Here is a 14,179-nt window from a genome sequence, read left to right as displayed (position 1 = left end):
CGCAGATGCTCCGCACACTGCGGCGTCGGCTGCCACGCAGCACAGCGTCCCGCTGCTCGCGTCCAAGCTCGCCCCACCCCAGCCCGCACACGCGACCGTGCTGCGGCCGCGCTTGCTCAGCCAGCTCTCCCGGGCCGTGCAGCGATCCCCGCTGACCCTGCTCAGCGGGCCGGCGGGCTCCGGCAAGACCGTGCTCGCGTCCACCTGGCGGCAGACCCAGGACGACGGCAGGCCCGTGGCCTGGCTCACCCTGGACGACTACGACGACGACCCCGCCACCTTCTGGAACTACGTCGTGGGTGCGATGACCGCCGCCGGGGTCCCGTGCACCGGTCTCCCAGCGCTCGTCCCCGGGGAGGCGCCGCCGAGCTCGTTCGTCCCGCAACTGGCCGCGCACGTGGCCGCGCTGCCCCGGCCGGTGGTGCTCGTGGTCGACGACGCCGACCACGTGACCGACCGGGCGATCACCAACGGTCTCGACCTGCTCGTCCGCCACGGGGGCAGCCGGCTGCGGCTGGTGCTGTGCTCGCGCGCCGACCCGCTGCTGCCCCTCCACCAGTACCGGCTGGCCGGGACCGTCTCCGAGATCCGCGGTGACGAGCTGGCGTTCACCCCGGAGGAGACCCGGGACCTGCTCACCGCGATGGGCGTCCCGGTGTCGCCGGAGGTCGCCGAGGCGCTGTGCGCCGAGGCGCAGGGCTGGGCGGTCGGCCTGCGGCTGGCCGCCGCCCCGCTCAAGCAGGGGGCGTCACCGGAGCACCTGGTGACCTGGCTGTCCCGCGACGACGGGAGCGTGGCCCAGTACCTGTTCGCGGAGGTCCTGCAGCGGCAGCCGGCCAGCGTCCGACGGTTCTTGCTGCGGGTCAGCGTCACCGCGGAGTGCTGGCCGGACCTGGTGGACCGGCTCTGCGGCCGGCCGATCGGCCGGCGGGTCCTCGCCGGGCTCGCGCGGGCCAACGCCTTCGTCGAGGAGTCACCCGGGGCACCCGGGGGGTTCCGGATCCACCCGCTGTTCCGCGAGATGCTGCAGGCCCAGCTGGCCTACGACCACCCGGGGGAGGTCGCCGGCCTGCACCGCACCTGCGCGGCCTGGTACGCCGAGGCGGGCCGGTCCCCGGAGGCGGTGGGCCACGCCGTCGCCGCGGAGGACTGGGGGTTCGTCACCCGGTTGCTCATCGACGACCTGCTCGTGATGCGGCTGCTGGCCCACGGGTCCGACCCCGCGCTCCGGGGCATCCAGGCGCTCCCGGCCGGGTTCCCGGGCCCCGAGGCAGCCGTCATCCGCTGCGCCGCCGCCCTGGCCGGCGGGCACGTGCCCACGCCGGCCGACCGCGCCGTCGCGGCGACCGCTCGGAGCGAGGGCCATCGGACGACGCTGCGCGTCTCGGCCGCGTTGACCTGTCTGGCGGCGGACGCCGACACGGCGGCCGACCCGGTCGCCCTGCTGGCCCAGGCCGACGCCGCGGCCTCCCTGGTGGCCGCGCTCCCGGACGAGGACCGGCGCGAACACCGGGAGTGCGCGGCGGTGCTGGCCACCCTGCGTGCGCTCGCCTGCCTGGGCACCGACGCGCCGACCGGGCAGTTGCTCGCCGGCGTGCGGGCCGCGGCGGCCGCCGCCCAGACGGCGGCATCCCGCCGGCTGCGCAGCCGCGCCGTCGCCCACCTCGGTGTCCTGGAGGCACTGGAGGGACACCTGACCCGAGCCGCCCACCTGGCGGAGGAGGCCGAGGCGCTCGCCACCGAGGCAGGCTGGGACGAGGCCGCCCGGGAGCCTGCCGCGGCGATCGCCCTCGCGTGGGTCCACCTGCGCCGCTACGCCCTCAACGATGCGCGCGAGTGGCTGGTCCGGGCACGCGCCCGCACGCGGAACGCGGGTGGCGGGACGCCAGCGTCCTCGACGATGCCGGCGCTGCTGGGGGTCCTGCAGAGCCAGTTGTCCCGGCTGCGGCACGAGTACGACTCGGCAGAGCAGTCCCTGGGCCCGCACCTGCGCGGGCCGCGGCTGCCCCGGTGGGTGGCCGAGCAGGTGGTCTCCGAGGTGGTCCGGCTCGCGGTGGCGCGAGGGCACGTCGAGGAGGGTCTGGCGATCCTCCAGGACTCCACTGGCGACGAGCCGTGGAGCCGGCGGCTGCGCGCGACGGTCGGGTTGCTGTCCGGCGACCCGGCCGCCACGCCGCCGGCGGAGGCCGGACCGCCCGCGAGCCCGGCAGCGGCCGTGGAGGCCGCCGTGGTCCGTGCGTGCCAGCTCCTGGAGGCCGGGAGCGTGCCCGCCGCCGCGGAGCAGCTCGGCGCGGCGCTGGAGCTGGCCCGACCGGAGCTGCTGCGCTGGCCGTTCATCGACACCCCGCCCCAGGCACGCCGACTGCTGCGCACCCACCCCCGGTTGCAGGAGCCGGCCGCGTGGCTGAGCCCGTCGTCGACCGCCCAGCCGCGCCCGGACGGGCACCGCAGCCCGGCGGGTCCCGAGGCGTCACAGGTGATCCAGGACCTCAGCGACCGGGAGATGGAGGTCCTCCAGCACCTGGCCCAGATGCTGTCCACGGCGGAGATCGCGGCGACCATGTTCATCTCCGTGAACACCGTCCGCACCCACATCCGCAGCATCCTGCGCAAGCTCGCCGTCAGCAGGCGCAACCAGGCCGTCCGCCGGGCTCGGGAGCGCGGCCTGCTCTGAGCTCATGCCCGCTGGACGAGGCGGGCGACGGCCCGGTCGCCCATCGTCGTCCGGGTCGCACGGCACGTGGCCGGCGGGGCCGGCCGGGAGGGAGCGGTGGCCATGGAGACGGCGCGCCACCGGTTCGAGCTGCGGATCGGGACACTCCTGAGCCCGGCGGCGCTGGCGACGTTCCGGGTGCCCGTTCGACCGACCAGCGTGCCGCGGAACACGGTCCAACGACTCCGCCTCCCCGCCGACTGCGACCTCGCCGACGTCGTGCACCGCCTGATCGAGCGGCACGTGGAGCTGCTGGAGATCCGCCGGGGCCCGGAGCCGCCGCGAGGCCGTCGCCGCGGGCCGGCCGACGGCGACGAGGGCGCGGCGCCGGGCGCGCCGGAGACCGGCACAGACGTCGTCGTCCCCTTGCGGCCGGCCCGCAGCGCCACGCCCCTGGCGCCCCGCCCGCTGCCCGACCCGGCCGGGTGAGCGGTCCGCCGTCGGGGCGACCGGGGCGCCGGCAGCGGGACGCCGTTCATGCGGTGCGGACGATGCCGGGCGGCCCGCCCTGGACGCACGCTGCTGACGCACCACTACCCAGGACCTCGCCCGCCCGTTCCCCCCTTCCCGGGGCGCCCGGAACCGAGGCCGGACCAAGGAGGACAGGCACATGACGGACACCTCGAACCGCCGCTCGCCGGTGACCGACGAGGGCTACGAACGGGGACCCACCGCCTGGGCGGGCTGGGTGGTCTTCGGCGGGGTCATGCTGATCATGCTGGGGACGTTCCAGGCGATCGAGGGGCTCATCGCCTTGTTCGACGACGGCTTCTACCTGGTCCGCGAGAGCGGCCTCGTGGTCAACGTCGACTACAGCGCGTGGGGATGGGCCCACCTCATCATCGGCATCGTGGGCGTCCTGGCCGGGGTCGGACTGCTGGCCGGCAACATGGCGGCCCGGGTCGTCGGTGTCGGGATCGCGTTCCTGAGCGCCCTGGTGAACCTGGCGTTCATCTCGGCCTACCCCGTGTGGTCGGTCATCCTGATCGCGCTCGACGTCATCGTGATCTACGCGATCATCGTCCACGGGCGCGAGCTCAAGAGCGACTACCGCTGAACCGCTGGAGGCGCGGGTGCCGGTCCCCCGAGGGGACCGGCACCCGCGCCGCGTTCCCGCCGCGACGGGTGGCGACGCCCGTCCCGGCGTCTCCTCGTGCCGGAGCCCGTCCCCTCGTGCCGGAGCCACAGATGCGACAGGACCCTGCCTCGAACCCCCCTCCGGTCGTCCCCGGGGAGGGTGCCGCCCGCCCGGCCGCCCACGGCTGGGCGGGCTGGGTCGTCTTCGCCGGGGTGGTGCTCGTCCTCCTCGGCGGCTTCCACGTGATCGAGGGGCTCGTCGCGCTGGCCGGCGGAGGAGCGGGCGGCCGCCTGCCGGTGACCGACCCCGCCGTCTGGGGCTGGGGTCACGTGGCCCTGGGCGTCCTCGCCGCCCTCGTCGGCCTCGGGCTGCTGGCCGGCGCCGCCGTCGCACGCGTCCTGGGCGTGGTCCTGGCGCTGCTCAGCGCGGTCGCCACCTTCGCCTCCTCGGGGGCCTCCCCGGTCGGCTCGGCGGTCGTCATCGCGGTCGACGCCGTGGTCGTGTACGCCATCACCGTGCACGGTGGCGAGCTCCGGTCGCCGTCGTACCGCTGACGGAGCAATCGTCCGCGCCGGGTGACGCAGGGGACCGGCGGCCCCGGGCACCGTGGGTGCACCGAGCACCGTTCCTCGTTCCGTGGGGGAGACATGACCGCTGATCTCGCGCAGGGCTCCGACCTCGACCAGATGGGACCGGTCGACTACCTGATCGTGGCCTTCCCGGTCGAACGCATGACGGGGGAGGCGTTCCCGCTGCTGATCGACCTCGTGGAGCGCGGCGTCATCCGCATCCTCGACCTGGAGTTCATCCGCAAGGACGAGGACGGCACCGTCACGACGCTCAGCCAGGTCGACCTGGAGCGCATGCAGGTCCTCGAGGCGGCGCTGTTCGACGGCGCGGACTCCGGTCTCCTCCGCCCGGACGACCTCGCCGAGGCCGCGGCCGCACTGGACCCCGGCACCGCCGCGGGTGTGCTGGTGTACGAGAACGTCTGGGCGGCTCCGTTCGCCGCCGCGCTGCGCCGGTCCGGTGGACAGCTGGTGGCGTCCGGCCACATCCCGCTGCAGGAGCTGGCGGCGACGCTCGACGAGATCGAGGCCGAGGAGCAGGACACCACCGCGGCGCCGGAGCCGGCCCGGCCGGTGGACTGACCGTCCGGACGGCGGGTGACCCGGGGGCCTCAGAGCAGCCGGGTCACCCACTCCGGTTCCACCGCCGCCCAGCCCCGCGCCCACCGGCGGTCCCGCTGGGCGTCGAGGGCGGCGCAGAGGAGTGCGTAGAGGACCCACGTCACGAGCGGGATCCCGAGGAACAGGCCCACCCCGGTCGTCAGGGCCGAGCCGTCGATGCGGTTGCGGTCGAGGGGGGCGCGCGTGATGTGCCCGTCGCGGTGGACCCACACGGGGACGGTCGTCCCGGCGGCCGTGCCAGGGTGGACGAGCACGATCCCCTGGCGCTCCGCCCCGCCCGGGACCGGCCAGACGGCACGGGCCGGCACGGTCACCCGCTCCTCGTCGCCGTGGCCGGCGCCGGCCTCCGCCGGCGCGTCCTCGAGCAGGACGGCGTCCACGTGGCTCCGCTCGGCCGCCTCCTCCGCGGCCAGCGCCTCGAGCTGGCGCGTGGTGGCTGCCGTGGCCGCCACGGCCAGCGGAGGAGCGACCAGCAGGGAGAGGACGACGACGAGCCGGCCGGCCACCTGCACACGGTCGGAGCCGCGCTTGAGCGGCCCGGACCCCAGGGTGAACCACCGCAGCGAGCGGCGGAGCGCGCCGTCCGTCGGAGTGCTCATGCCACGGCCCTCCGTTCCTGCCGTCCGCTCGGGGGAGCGTGCTCAGACCAGCACGCGCCGCTTGAGCTGCTCGAACTCCTCCTGGCTGATCGCGCCGCGGTCGAGCAGTTCCTTGCCGCGGGCGATCTCGTCGACCCCGCGGTAGCCCGGGGCGGCCACGGAGCGGATGTGCTCGTCGGTCCGCTGCTTGAGCGCGGCCGCCTGCTGCACGTCGCGGTCGGCCATCGTGCGTCCCTGGCTGATCAGGTACGCCAGCGAGCCGATGAGGGGGAGGACGAGGACGAAGACCGTCCAGCCAGCCTTGCCCCAACCCGAGACGTCCCGGCGCCGGAACAGGTCGCCGAAGACGGTGATGAGCAGCCAGAAGTAGGCCATCAGGGCGAAGAACAGGACGAACGTCCACAACAGGTCGGCGAGCGGGTAGCCGTCTGCGGCCAGGATCATGGTGCACCTCCGGGAGCGGGCGTCCCGCCCAGGATGGGGACGGGTGGGCGGGCCCCCATCGCCCCGCCGGGATGAGTCCCCGGGGCCCGCACACGGGACGGCGACGTCCGGCGGAGTGCCCGCCCGGCTCGTCCCGGCCACCGGAGGCCGCCTCATCCACTGAGGAGGAGGCAGCCGGTACCCCGACCGGCGAGGCTCCGGGGATCGGATCGGATCTCTCGCGTCCCGGGGAACCGGTGGCGGCGGTCGTCCGGCTCGTCGAGCGGCTCCGGCAGCGGCGTCCTGCCGCACGGCGCCCGCCTCGAGCAAAGGAGCAGCGCAGATGGGACGTCAGGTGTACGAGCTCCGTGTGCGCGGACCGGTCCCCGCCGACCTCCTCGCGGAGATCGGCGCGGAGGACCTCGGCCAGGAGCCGCCGCTGACCATCCTGCGGACCGAACCGACGGACCAGCCCGGTCTGCACGGCATGCTGCAGCGCCTCCGCAGCCTGGGCCTGGACCTGATGGAGGTCCGCACGACCGGACCGGAGCAGTACGTCGACGACTCGACGTGACCGCTCCCGGCCGCGTGCCCCGCCCCGTCCCCAACCGGCTCGTGCACGAGGGAGCGTGATGCCCTGTGTCTCCCCTCCTGGTGGTGCTGGGCGCCGTCGTCCTGGTGGGGACGACGGTCGTCGTCCTCGCGGTGTGGGCCCGCATCCACTACGCCCGCGAGCTGTCCTCGTTCCTCGTCAAGGTCGGACCGCCCCCGTCGTCGCGCCGGTACGACGCGCGGTGGTGTCGCCGGCGCACGCGCGCGGCGTGGGTCGACGACGTCCTCCTGCTCCGGTCCGGCCTGCTGCGGCTGTGGCTCACACCGCTCGAGGTCGGGGTCGCCCGGGAGGTGACGGTGCAGGCGCTGGAGCCGGGGGAGGTGCGCGGCCTGGGGCGGCGCCCGGTCGCGCTGCGGCTGACCATGCACGACGGCTGTGAGGTGGAGGTGGCCGCGGCGCACGAGGACGCCGGCCGGCTGGTCGGCCCCTTCCTCACCGCGGCCCTGTCCGGTCTCCCCGAGGCCCCCCGCGAGCGGGGCGCCTGACCTGCGGCGGGTCATCCGACCGGGGTGATGAGCCCCCGAGCCGGCGTTCGCGAGGCTCTACCGGCGATCACCCGGACACGAGGGAGGACCCCATGCCGCTGCTCGACCTGTTCTGGACGATGTTCCTCTTCTTCTGCTGGATCCTCTGGTTCTGGTTGCTGTTCCGCGTCTACGCCGACCTCTTCTCGCGCCGCGACATCGGGGGCTGGGCCAAGACCGGCTGGGTGGTCTTCACGATCCTGCTGCCCTTCCTCGGGGTGTTCGTGTACCTGATCTCCCAGGGCCGGTCGATGGCCGAGCGCACCGAGCGCGCGGTCGAGCGGCAGCGTGCCGCCACCGACGCCTACATCCGGTCGGTGGCCTCCACCGCCGACTCGGTCCAGTCGGCGAAGGCCCGCGACCTCCTGGACAGCGGCGCGATCACCCGGGACGAGTACGACCGCCTGGTGCCGAAGGTCCCCAGCTGACCTCGGGGTGGAGGTCGTGTCCCGGACCACGCGAGCACCCCGGTCCACTCCGGGGCCACGGGAGGACGGCGCCCCGCGCGTCGCACCGTCGGGCACCTGGCAGGGGTGGGCCTTCGCCGGCGCCGGGGTCATGTGCCTCATGGGGCTGTCCTGGGCGTTGCTCGGCCTCGTCACCCTCCTCGACGAACAGCTCGTCCTGCTCCGCGAGCGCCCGCTGCCCGTCGACACGAGCCCCACGACGTGGGGATGGGTGCACCTCGTCGGAGGCGTCGCGTCGTTCCTGGTCGGCGCCGGGATCCTCTGGGGCGGGCACCGGTGGGCGCGGACGGCGGGGATCGTCGTGGCGGTCGCCAGTGCCGTCGTCAACCTCGGCTTCCTCGCGGCCACCCCGGTGTGGGCCACGCTCCTGGTCGTGCTCGACGTCCTGGTGGTCTACGCCTTGACCGTCCACGGCCGGGAGATCGACGAGGCACCGCCACACGGTCGGGTCACGCGGCCGGGACCCGACGGGGCTCGCGGGGGAGCAGCAGCGCGGCCACCCACCCGACGATCGCGAAGCCCCCGACCACCACGAGCGCCGTGACGAACGGCGGGTTGCCGGCCGCGCCCGCCGCGACGAGCACCGAGCCGGCGATCGCGACCCCCAGCGACGAGCCGAGGTTCGACACGCTCCGGGACACGCCGGAGATGTCGCCCTGGACCTCCTCGGGCCACGTCGACTGCACCACGTTCACCGAGGCGGTGAGCATCGCGCCCACGCCGAACCCCATGAGGAACAGGCCGGGCCAGAAGGTCCACACGGCGGAGTCGACCCGGGCCAGGGCCAGCAGCAGGGCGAGGCCGCCGACGGTGAGGGTGAACCCGGACCGGATGAGCAGCCGCTGCGGGTGCCGGCTGGCCATCCGCTGGGCCAGGCCGGAGGCCAGCAGGACGCCGACGGTGGCGGGCACCAGCATGAGCCCGGTCTGGATCGCCGAGTAGCCGCGCTCCTGCTGCAGGAACACCGAGATCACGAAGAACGAGCCCTGCATGACCAGCCACTGCACGGTCTGCGTCAGGAGCCCGAGGTTCGACGTCCGGTTCCCGAACAGCCGGACCGAGACCAGCGGCGAGCGGCCGCCGCGCTCCCGGGCCCACGCGTGCAGGAAGAACGCGGCCAGGACGAGCACCCCCAGGCCCACGTACGCCCACACCAGGGGCGATCCCCACCCGTGGGTGTTGGTCTGCAGGATCCCGAAGACGACGAGGAACAGCCCGGCCGCCGACAGGACCGCGCCCAGCAGGTCGAACCGCGGCCGCTGCGCCGGCAGGGGCGGGTCCTCGATCTTCCGGGCCAGCAGCGCGATCGCGGCCACGACGACCACCTGGAGCAGGAACGAGGCCCGCCAGCTGACGTAGCTGGTGATCAGCCCGCCGATCAGCGGACCGGCGGCGGCACCCAGCCCCGCGGCCCCGCTGACGACGCCGAACCACTTGGCGCGGGTCTTCAGGTCGTCGAAGACCACGGTGATGAGGATGTAGATCGGGGGGATGAGCAGCGCCGAGCCGACACCCTCGAGCAGCGAGTAGCCGATCGTCAGCACGCCCAGCCCCTGGGAGAACGCGGCCAGCAGGGCCCCGGCGCCGTAGACGGCCAGGCCCAGGATGAAGCAGTACTTCCGGCCCCAGATGTCGGTGAGCTTGCTCCCCGGGATCATCAGCGCCGCCATCGTCAGCGTGAACAGCGTGATGGTGGTCTGGATCCCCGCGACGTCGGTGTCCAGGTCGTCGGCGATCGTGCTGATCGCGACGTTCATGTTCGACGCGGCGTAGCTGGCGATGAACTGGGCGAGGGCGAGCGGGAGGACGACGGCGCCTGCCGTCGCCGTCGCCGTCGTCCCGGCGCCGGTCCTGGTCATGGTGGGTTCCTCCGGGATCGGCGCCGGGCGGCGGCTGTCCGAGGGCGGTCAGGAGGAGCGCTGCTCCGGGACCTGGTCGGCCAGGGCGGCCGCGCCGAGGACCCCGCGCAGGATCGCGCCGGCGGCCGCGGTCACCCGCGCGCTGCCGACGACGGGGGCGATGGCGACCAGGACGGCCTGCGCCTTCTCCGCCGTCAGGCCGGCCTCGGCCCCCGCGCCGAGGGTGACCGCGTAGGACATCGGCGCGGCGTCCATGGCGACGAGGGCGGCCAGCCGCACGAGCAGGTAGGTCTCGGCGTCCAGACCGGACCGCTCGGCCGCGTCGAGGTTCATCGCGAGGAGCGTCTCGAGGACCGGCGCGTCGCCCTGGGCGATGCTCTCGAGCGCGTTGTCGGGGGTGGTCTGCGTCATGGCTCCTCCTGGACGGGTGGGAACGGACGTCCAGCGTCGGTGTGCCGGCGGTCGCCCGTCCTCACCCGTTGCGGACGAGGGCCGGTCAGCGGGGCGGACGGCCGTCGAGGGCCGCGTCGAGCGTCGTCGCGGCGTCGATGAGCGCCAGGTGGGTGAAGGCCTGCGGGAAGTTGCCGATCTGCTCGCCGGTGAGGGCGATCTCCTCGGAGTACAGGCCCACGTGGTTGCCGTAGGTCAGCATCTTCTCGAAGGCGGTGCGGGCGTCGTCCAGCCGCCCGGCGCGGGTCAGCGCGTCGACGTAGGCGAACGTGCACAGCGAGAACGTGCCCTCCGACCCGCGCAGCCCGTCGGGCGAGGCCTCGGGGTCGTAGCGGTAGACCAGGCTGTCGGTGACCAGCTCGCGGTCCATGGCCGCCAGCGTGGTGGTCCACATCGGGTCGCGGCCGTCGATGAAGCCGACCATGGGCATGCGCAGCAGCGCCGAGTCCAGCACGTCGGTGTCGTAGTGCTGCACGAACGCCTGCCGCTGGAAGTGGAAGCCGCGCTCGAGCACCTGCTCGTAGATCCGGTCCCGTGCGGCGCGCCAGTGCTCCAGCGGAGCCGGCCGGCCGTGCTCGGTGGCCAGCCGGATGCCGCGGTCGAAGGCCACCCAGCACATCACCCGCCCGTAGGTGAACGGCTGCCGGCCGCCGCGGGTCTCCCAGATCCCCTCCTCGGGCTGGTCCCAGTTGTCGACCAGCCAGTCCAGCACCCGGCTGATCGCCGTCCAGCCCTGGTGGGGGAGCGGCAGGCCGGCCCGCAGGCCGGCGTAGACGCTGTCGAACGCCTCGCCGTAGATGTCGAGCTGCAGCTGCTCGGCGGCGCCGTTGCCGATGCGCACCGGGGCAGAGCCGCGGTAGCCGCGCCAGTGGTCGAGCACGTCCTCCTTGAGGTCGGAGGAGCCGTCGATGCGGTACATGATGTTCAGCGGGCCGCTGTCGGAGCCGACCCGCTCGCGGATCCGGTCGCCCAGCCACCGGCCGAACTGCGCGGCCTCCGCGGTCAAGCCCAGCTTGAGCAGCGCGTGCACCGAGAAGGAGGCGTCGCGCACCCAGGTGAAGCGGTAGTCCCAGTTGCGTTCCCCGCCGACCTGCTCGGGCAGCCCCGCGGTGGGCGCGGCCACCAGGCCGCCGGTGGGGGCGTAGGTCATCAGCTTCAGCGTGATCGCCGACCGCTGGACGTCCTCCCGCCAGCGACCGGCGTACGTCGAGCGGGACACCCACGAGCGCCAGAAGGAGACCGTCTCCTGGAACAGTGCCCGGACCTCGGCCGGACGGATCTCCCGCGGGCCCCCCTGCGCGGCCGTCTCCAGCACCACCCCGCGGGTCTGCCCCGCTTCCAGGGGGAGCGTCGCGTGACCGTCGCCGTCCCCGATGCCCTGGATCAGCCGCTCGTCGTCCGGCTCGCGGACGACGTGCAGGGTGAGCCGCTGACCGTTCGCGGCGAAGACGGCGCCGTTCGCCGTCACCTCGAGCTGGTGCGCCTGCCGCCCGTAGTCGAACCGAGGGGCGAGGTCGATGTCGAACGTCATCCGGCCGCGGACGCAGTCGAGGATCCGCACGATCCGGTGTCTGTCGGTGGCGGAGTCCCCGGCCGGCGGCATGAAGTCGACGACCTGCCCCATGCCCTCCTCGGTGAAGAAGCGGGTCACCAGGACGGCGGTGTCGGGCAGGTACATCTGCTTGGAGGTGTAGGCGACGTCGGCCGGGCGGATGCGGAAGTGACCGCCGCGCTCGTCGTCCAGCAGTGCGCCGAAGACGCTGGGCGAGTCGAACCGGGGCGCGCAGAACCAGTCGATCGACCCGTCGGTGGTGACGAGCGCGGCTGTCTGCAGGTCGCCGATGAGCCCGTGCTCGGCGATGGCGGTCTCGATCCTGGGGGTCGCGGTCATGCCGACGACCGTGACCGCCGGTGATCCGCGGACGCCTCATCCCCCGGGGGTGATGAGGCGGAGCTCCACCGGAACCAGGCTGGGCCGCTGACCGCCGGGCTCCGTGCCCGCGGAGGGGAGGAGCCATGCGCCGCTTCGCCGTCGGCCTGCTGGTGCTCGTCAGCGCCGTCTCCCTGGTCCTGGCCAGCACCTCGCTGTGGACCCGACACAACGTGGTGAACACCCAGGTCTTCGTCACTAACGTCGAGACCATGGTCGACCTGCCCCAGGTGGAGGCGCGCATCACCGAGCGCGTCACGTCCACCGTGATGGACAACCCGCAGGTGCAGCAGGCCGTCGACGACGCGCTCACCGTCCTGCCGCCCCGCCTGCAGACGTTCCGGTCGACCGTGGAGGAGGGCATCAGCTCGCTCGTGTCGGCCGGCGTGCGCCGGTTGCTCACCGACGACCCGTTCCGCCCGCTGACGCGGGCCGCGCTCACCTCCGCGCACGACCAGCTCATCGCCGGGGAGCCGGTGCGGTTCACCCTCGGCCAGGCCAAGGAACGAGTGCCCGCCTCCCTGCAGGACGGCCTCGCCGGCCAGGTCCTCGCGCTGGTGCCCGACGACGTGGGCGTGACGATCGTGACCCCGGCCGACGCCCCGCAGCTCTACACCGCGATCGACCTGCTGGAGTCGGTCTGGTGGTGGCTGGGGCTGCTGGCGCTGGGCACGCTCGCCGGCGCGCTCGGCGTGTCCCGTCGCCGCCGCGGCACGCTCCGGGCGTGGGCGGTGACCACCACCGTGCTCACCCTGCTCGTGCTGCTGGCGCTGCGGGTCGGCCGCGGGGTGCTCCTGACGCAGGCACGGGAGGACAACCGGGACGCCGTCGGCGCGATCTACGACGTGCTCGCCGCCAGCCTGCGGTCGTGGACGCTGTGGCTGCTCGCGGCCGCCGTGCTGGTCCTCGTGCTGACCCTGGTCTGGGGCCGGCTCGGCCTCGTGGCCGGGGTGCGGCGCGGGGTCGCCTCGGCCCGAACGCAGGTGCAGCGCCGGCGCGAGGCCCGGGCGGCCGCCGCGTCCGCCGCCGGGGACGCCGCCGAGGACGAGGAGGCTGCCGCGGGTGTCCGGGAACCCTGGACCCAGCGCGTCGCCGTCTGGTGGCAGGGCTTCGCCGAGGGCCTGGACCTGCCGGCACGGACCGCTCGGCTCGGCGTGCTGGTGCGCGACCACCACGTGCCGGCGCGGTGGGCGGGCATCGCCGTCGGCGCGCTGGTGCTGCTGTTCTGGCCCGCACCCACCCTCTCGGTGCTGGTCTGGATCGGGGCGCTGGTCGCGCTCTACGTCGGCGCGCTGGAGTGGATGCGCAGCCGGGCCCCGGCGCAGGCCCCCGGGGCCGTCGAGCAGCCCGCGACCGCAGCGGCACCCGTTCCCGGGTCCGACGGCGTTGCGCTCCCGGGGGCGCCGGCCGTCGTCCCGGCCCCGCGTCCGGGTCCCGTCCCGGCCGACGGCGCGGCGGACCGCGCGCCCGGCAGCACGCTGGTGGCGACCGCGGTCGAGCCGGCTGCACCGGTCCCGGCCGCGCCCGAGCCGGAGCCGGAGCGGTTCGTGCCCGCGGCGCTCACCCCCGAGACGATCTCCACGCTCAACGACCGCCTCGACCTGCTCGTCCGCCTGGGCAGCGCCCGCGACGCCGGGGTCCTCACCGAGGAGGAGTTCCGCCGCGAGAAGGGCCGGCTGCTGGGCGTGTGAAACCGGGCGTCAGCCGGCGTCCCGCGGTGAGCCGGGATCGGTGGGCCGCCGTCGACGGCGGTCGACGGCGGCGAGGAAGAGCTTGAGCACCAGCCCGATCAGCACGAGGTCGCCGACCATCTGCGCGGTGGTGAGGACCCGGGCGACGTCGCTGACCGGGGCGATGTCGCCGAAGCCCACGGTGGCGAAGACCGTGACGACGAAGTAGAGGCCGTCGATGCGGCTGACGGGCTCGCTGAAGGCGCCCGGGTCGCTGCCGGACAGCTGGACGAAGGCGGTGGCGAACAGCAGGAGGAACAGCGGGAGCGACAGCGCGATGCCCTCGACCGCCCGCAGAGCCGGGTGCGGCGCCCGCAGGATCGACCGCACCTGCCAGGTGACCAGCAACCCCACGACCACCACGCCGGCACCGAGCGCGGCGACCGTCCCGGCGGTGAACGCGCGGTCGAGGGGGAGCAGGAAGTAGACGACGAGCAGTCCGGTGCTCGTGAGCAGCGTCCGCACCACGCCGACGAGCAGGGGACGCCGGCCGGGGTCGCCGGGCGCCGGCCAGTCCGCGGGCAGCGGAGCCGCGGCGCCCCGTCCGGAGGATCGCTGGGCGCGGGCGGGGCCGTCCACCCGGTCGATGCTGGCGCGGCGGTG

General features: G+C 74.5%; 16 protein-coding genes. 10 read left to right on the top strand and 6 right to left on the bottom strand.

Annotated features, from left to right (window positions below):
- Positions 1–97 precede the first annotated feature (97 nt).
- From ACI79D_RS10965 to ACI79D_RS10945, 5 genes are all read left to right on the top strand, one after another.
- Entirely contained in the window at positions 98–2,674 is a 2,577-nt protein-coding gene (locus ACI79D_RS10965; RefSeq protein WP_456918437.1) for a LuxR C-terminal-related transcriptional regulator, read from the top strand.
- A gap of 96 nt (positions 2,675–2,770) precedes the next feature.
- On the top strand, positions 2,771–3,142 hold the full coding sequence (locus ACI79D_RS10960; protein ID WP_456918436.1) for a hypothetical protein: 372 nt from the start codon (positions 2,771–2,773) through the stop codon (positions 3,140–3,142).
- 181 nt (positions 3,143–3,323) lie between these two features.
- Positions 3,324–3,770 (top strand): DUF7144 family membrane protein, encoded by a 447-nt coding sequence (locus tag ACI79D_RS10955; RefSeq protein ID WP_456918435.1) that lies wholly within the window; start codon positions 3,324–3,326, stop codon positions 3,768–3,770.
- 131 nt (positions 3,771–3,901) lie between these two features.
- Positions 3,902–4,345, top strand: a complete 444-nt coding sequence (locus tag ACI79D_RS10950; protein WP_456918434.1) for a DUF7144 family membrane protein — start codon at positions 3,902–3,904, stop codon at positions 4,343–4,345.
- Positions 4,346–4,438: 93 nt separating this feature from the next.
- Complete coding sequence (locus tag ACI79D_RS10945) at positions 4,439–4,942, top strand: DUF6325 family protein (protein WP_456918433.1); 504 nt, start codon at positions 4,439–4,441, stop codon at positions 4,940–4,942.
- 29 nt (positions 4,943–4,971) lie between these two features.
- Here the strand turns inward: ACI79D_RS10945 and ACI79D_RS10940 are convergent, their stop codons facing one another.
- On the bottom strand, positions 4,972–5,580 hold the full coding sequence (locus tag ACI79D_RS10940) for an Rv1733c family protein (protein ID WP_456918432.1): 609 nt from the start codon (positions 5,578–5,580) through the stop codon (positions 4,972–4,974).
- A 42-nt stretch (positions 5,581–5,622) separates the two neighbouring features.
- Positions 5,623–6,024: an SHOCT domain-containing protein gene (locus ACI79D_RS10935; protein WP_456918431.1), complete on the bottom strand. Its 402-nt coding sequence runs from the start codon at positions 6,022–6,024 to the stop codon at positions 5,623–5,625.
- Positions 6,025–6,346: 322 nt separating this feature from the next.
- Here ACI79D_RS10935 and ACI79D_RS10930 point away from each other — a divergent pair, with 322 nt between their 5' ends.
- From ACI79D_RS10930 to ACI79D_RS10915, 4 genes are all read left to right on the top strand, one after another.
- Positions 6,347–6,577: a hypothetical protein gene (locus ACI79D_RS10930; RefSeq protein WP_456918430.1), complete on the top strand. Its 231-nt coding sequence runs from the start codon at positions 6,347–6,349 to the stop codon at positions 6,575–6,577.
- Positions 6,578–6,642: 65 nt separating this feature from the next.
- A complete protein-coding gene (locus ACI79D_RS10925; RefSeq protein WP_456918429.1) occupies positions 6,643–7,101 on the top strand; it encodes a hypothetical protein in 459 nt (152 codons plus the stop codon).
- Positions 7,102–7,193: 92 nt separating this feature from the next.
- Positions 7,194–7,568 carry a PLD nuclease N-terminal domain-containing protein gene (locus ACI79D_RS10920; RefSeq protein ID WP_456918428.1) on the top strand — a complete coding sequence of 125 codons (375 nt, stop codon included), beginning with the start codon at positions 7,194–7,196 and terminating at the stop codon, positions 7,566–7,568.
- 7 nt (positions 7,569–7,575) lie between these two features.
- On the top strand, positions 7,576–8,151 hold the full coding sequence (locus ACI79D_RS10915; protein ID WP_456918427.1) for a DUF7144 family membrane protein: 576 nt from the start codon (positions 7,576–7,578) through the stop codon (positions 8,149–8,151).
- On the opposite strand, the gene ACI79D_RS10910 is transcribed toward ACI79D_RS10915, so the two are convergent.
- From ACI79D_RS10910 to ACI79D_RS10900, 3 genes are all read right to left on the bottom strand, one after another.
- On the bottom strand, positions 8,057–9,466 hold the full coding sequence (locus tag ACI79D_RS10910; RefSeq protein ID WP_456918426.1) for an MFS transporter: 1,410 nt from the start codon (positions 9,464–9,466) through the stop codon (positions 8,057–8,059). The genes ACI79D_RS10915 and ACI79D_RS10910 overlap by 95 nt on opposite strands.
- Before the next feature lie 48 nt (positions 9,467–9,514).
- Positions 9,515–9,877 carry a carboxymuconolactone decarboxylase family protein gene (locus tag ACI79D_RS10905; RefSeq protein WP_456918425.1) on the bottom strand — a complete coding sequence of 121 codons (363 nt, stop codon included), beginning with the start codon at positions 9,875–9,877 and terminating at the stop codon, positions 9,515–9,517.
- A gap of 85 nt (positions 9,878–9,962) precedes the next feature.
- On the bottom strand, positions 9,963–11,807 hold the full coding sequence (locus tag ACI79D_RS10900) for a glycoside hydrolase family 15 protein (protein WP_456918424.1): 1,845 nt from the start codon (positions 11,805–11,807) through the stop codon (positions 9,963–9,965).
- Between the two features lie 125 nt (positions 11,808–11,932).
- Here ACI79D_RS10900 and ACI79D_RS10895 point away from each other — a divergent pair, with 125 nt between their 5' ends.
- Positions 11,933–13,537, top strand: a complete 1,605-nt coding sequence (locus ACI79D_RS10895; RefSeq protein WP_456918423.1) for a hypothetical protein — start codon at positions 11,933–11,935, stop codon at positions 13,535–13,537.
- Between the two features lie 9 nt (positions 13,538–13,546).
- Here the strand turns inward: ACI79D_RS10895 and ACI79D_RS10890 are convergent, their stop codons facing one another.
- Complete coding sequence (locus ACI79D_RS10890) at positions 13,547–14,155, bottom strand: potassium channel family protein (protein ID WP_456918422.1); 609 nt, start codon at positions 14,153–14,155, stop codon at positions 13,547–13,549.
- Between the last annotated feature and the right edge of the window lie 24 nt (positions 14,156–14,179).

The sequence above is a fragment of the Geodermatophilus sp. SYSU D00708 genome, assembly GCF_054050115.1.
This window is presented reverse-complemented; position numbering and strand designations above follow the sequence as displayed.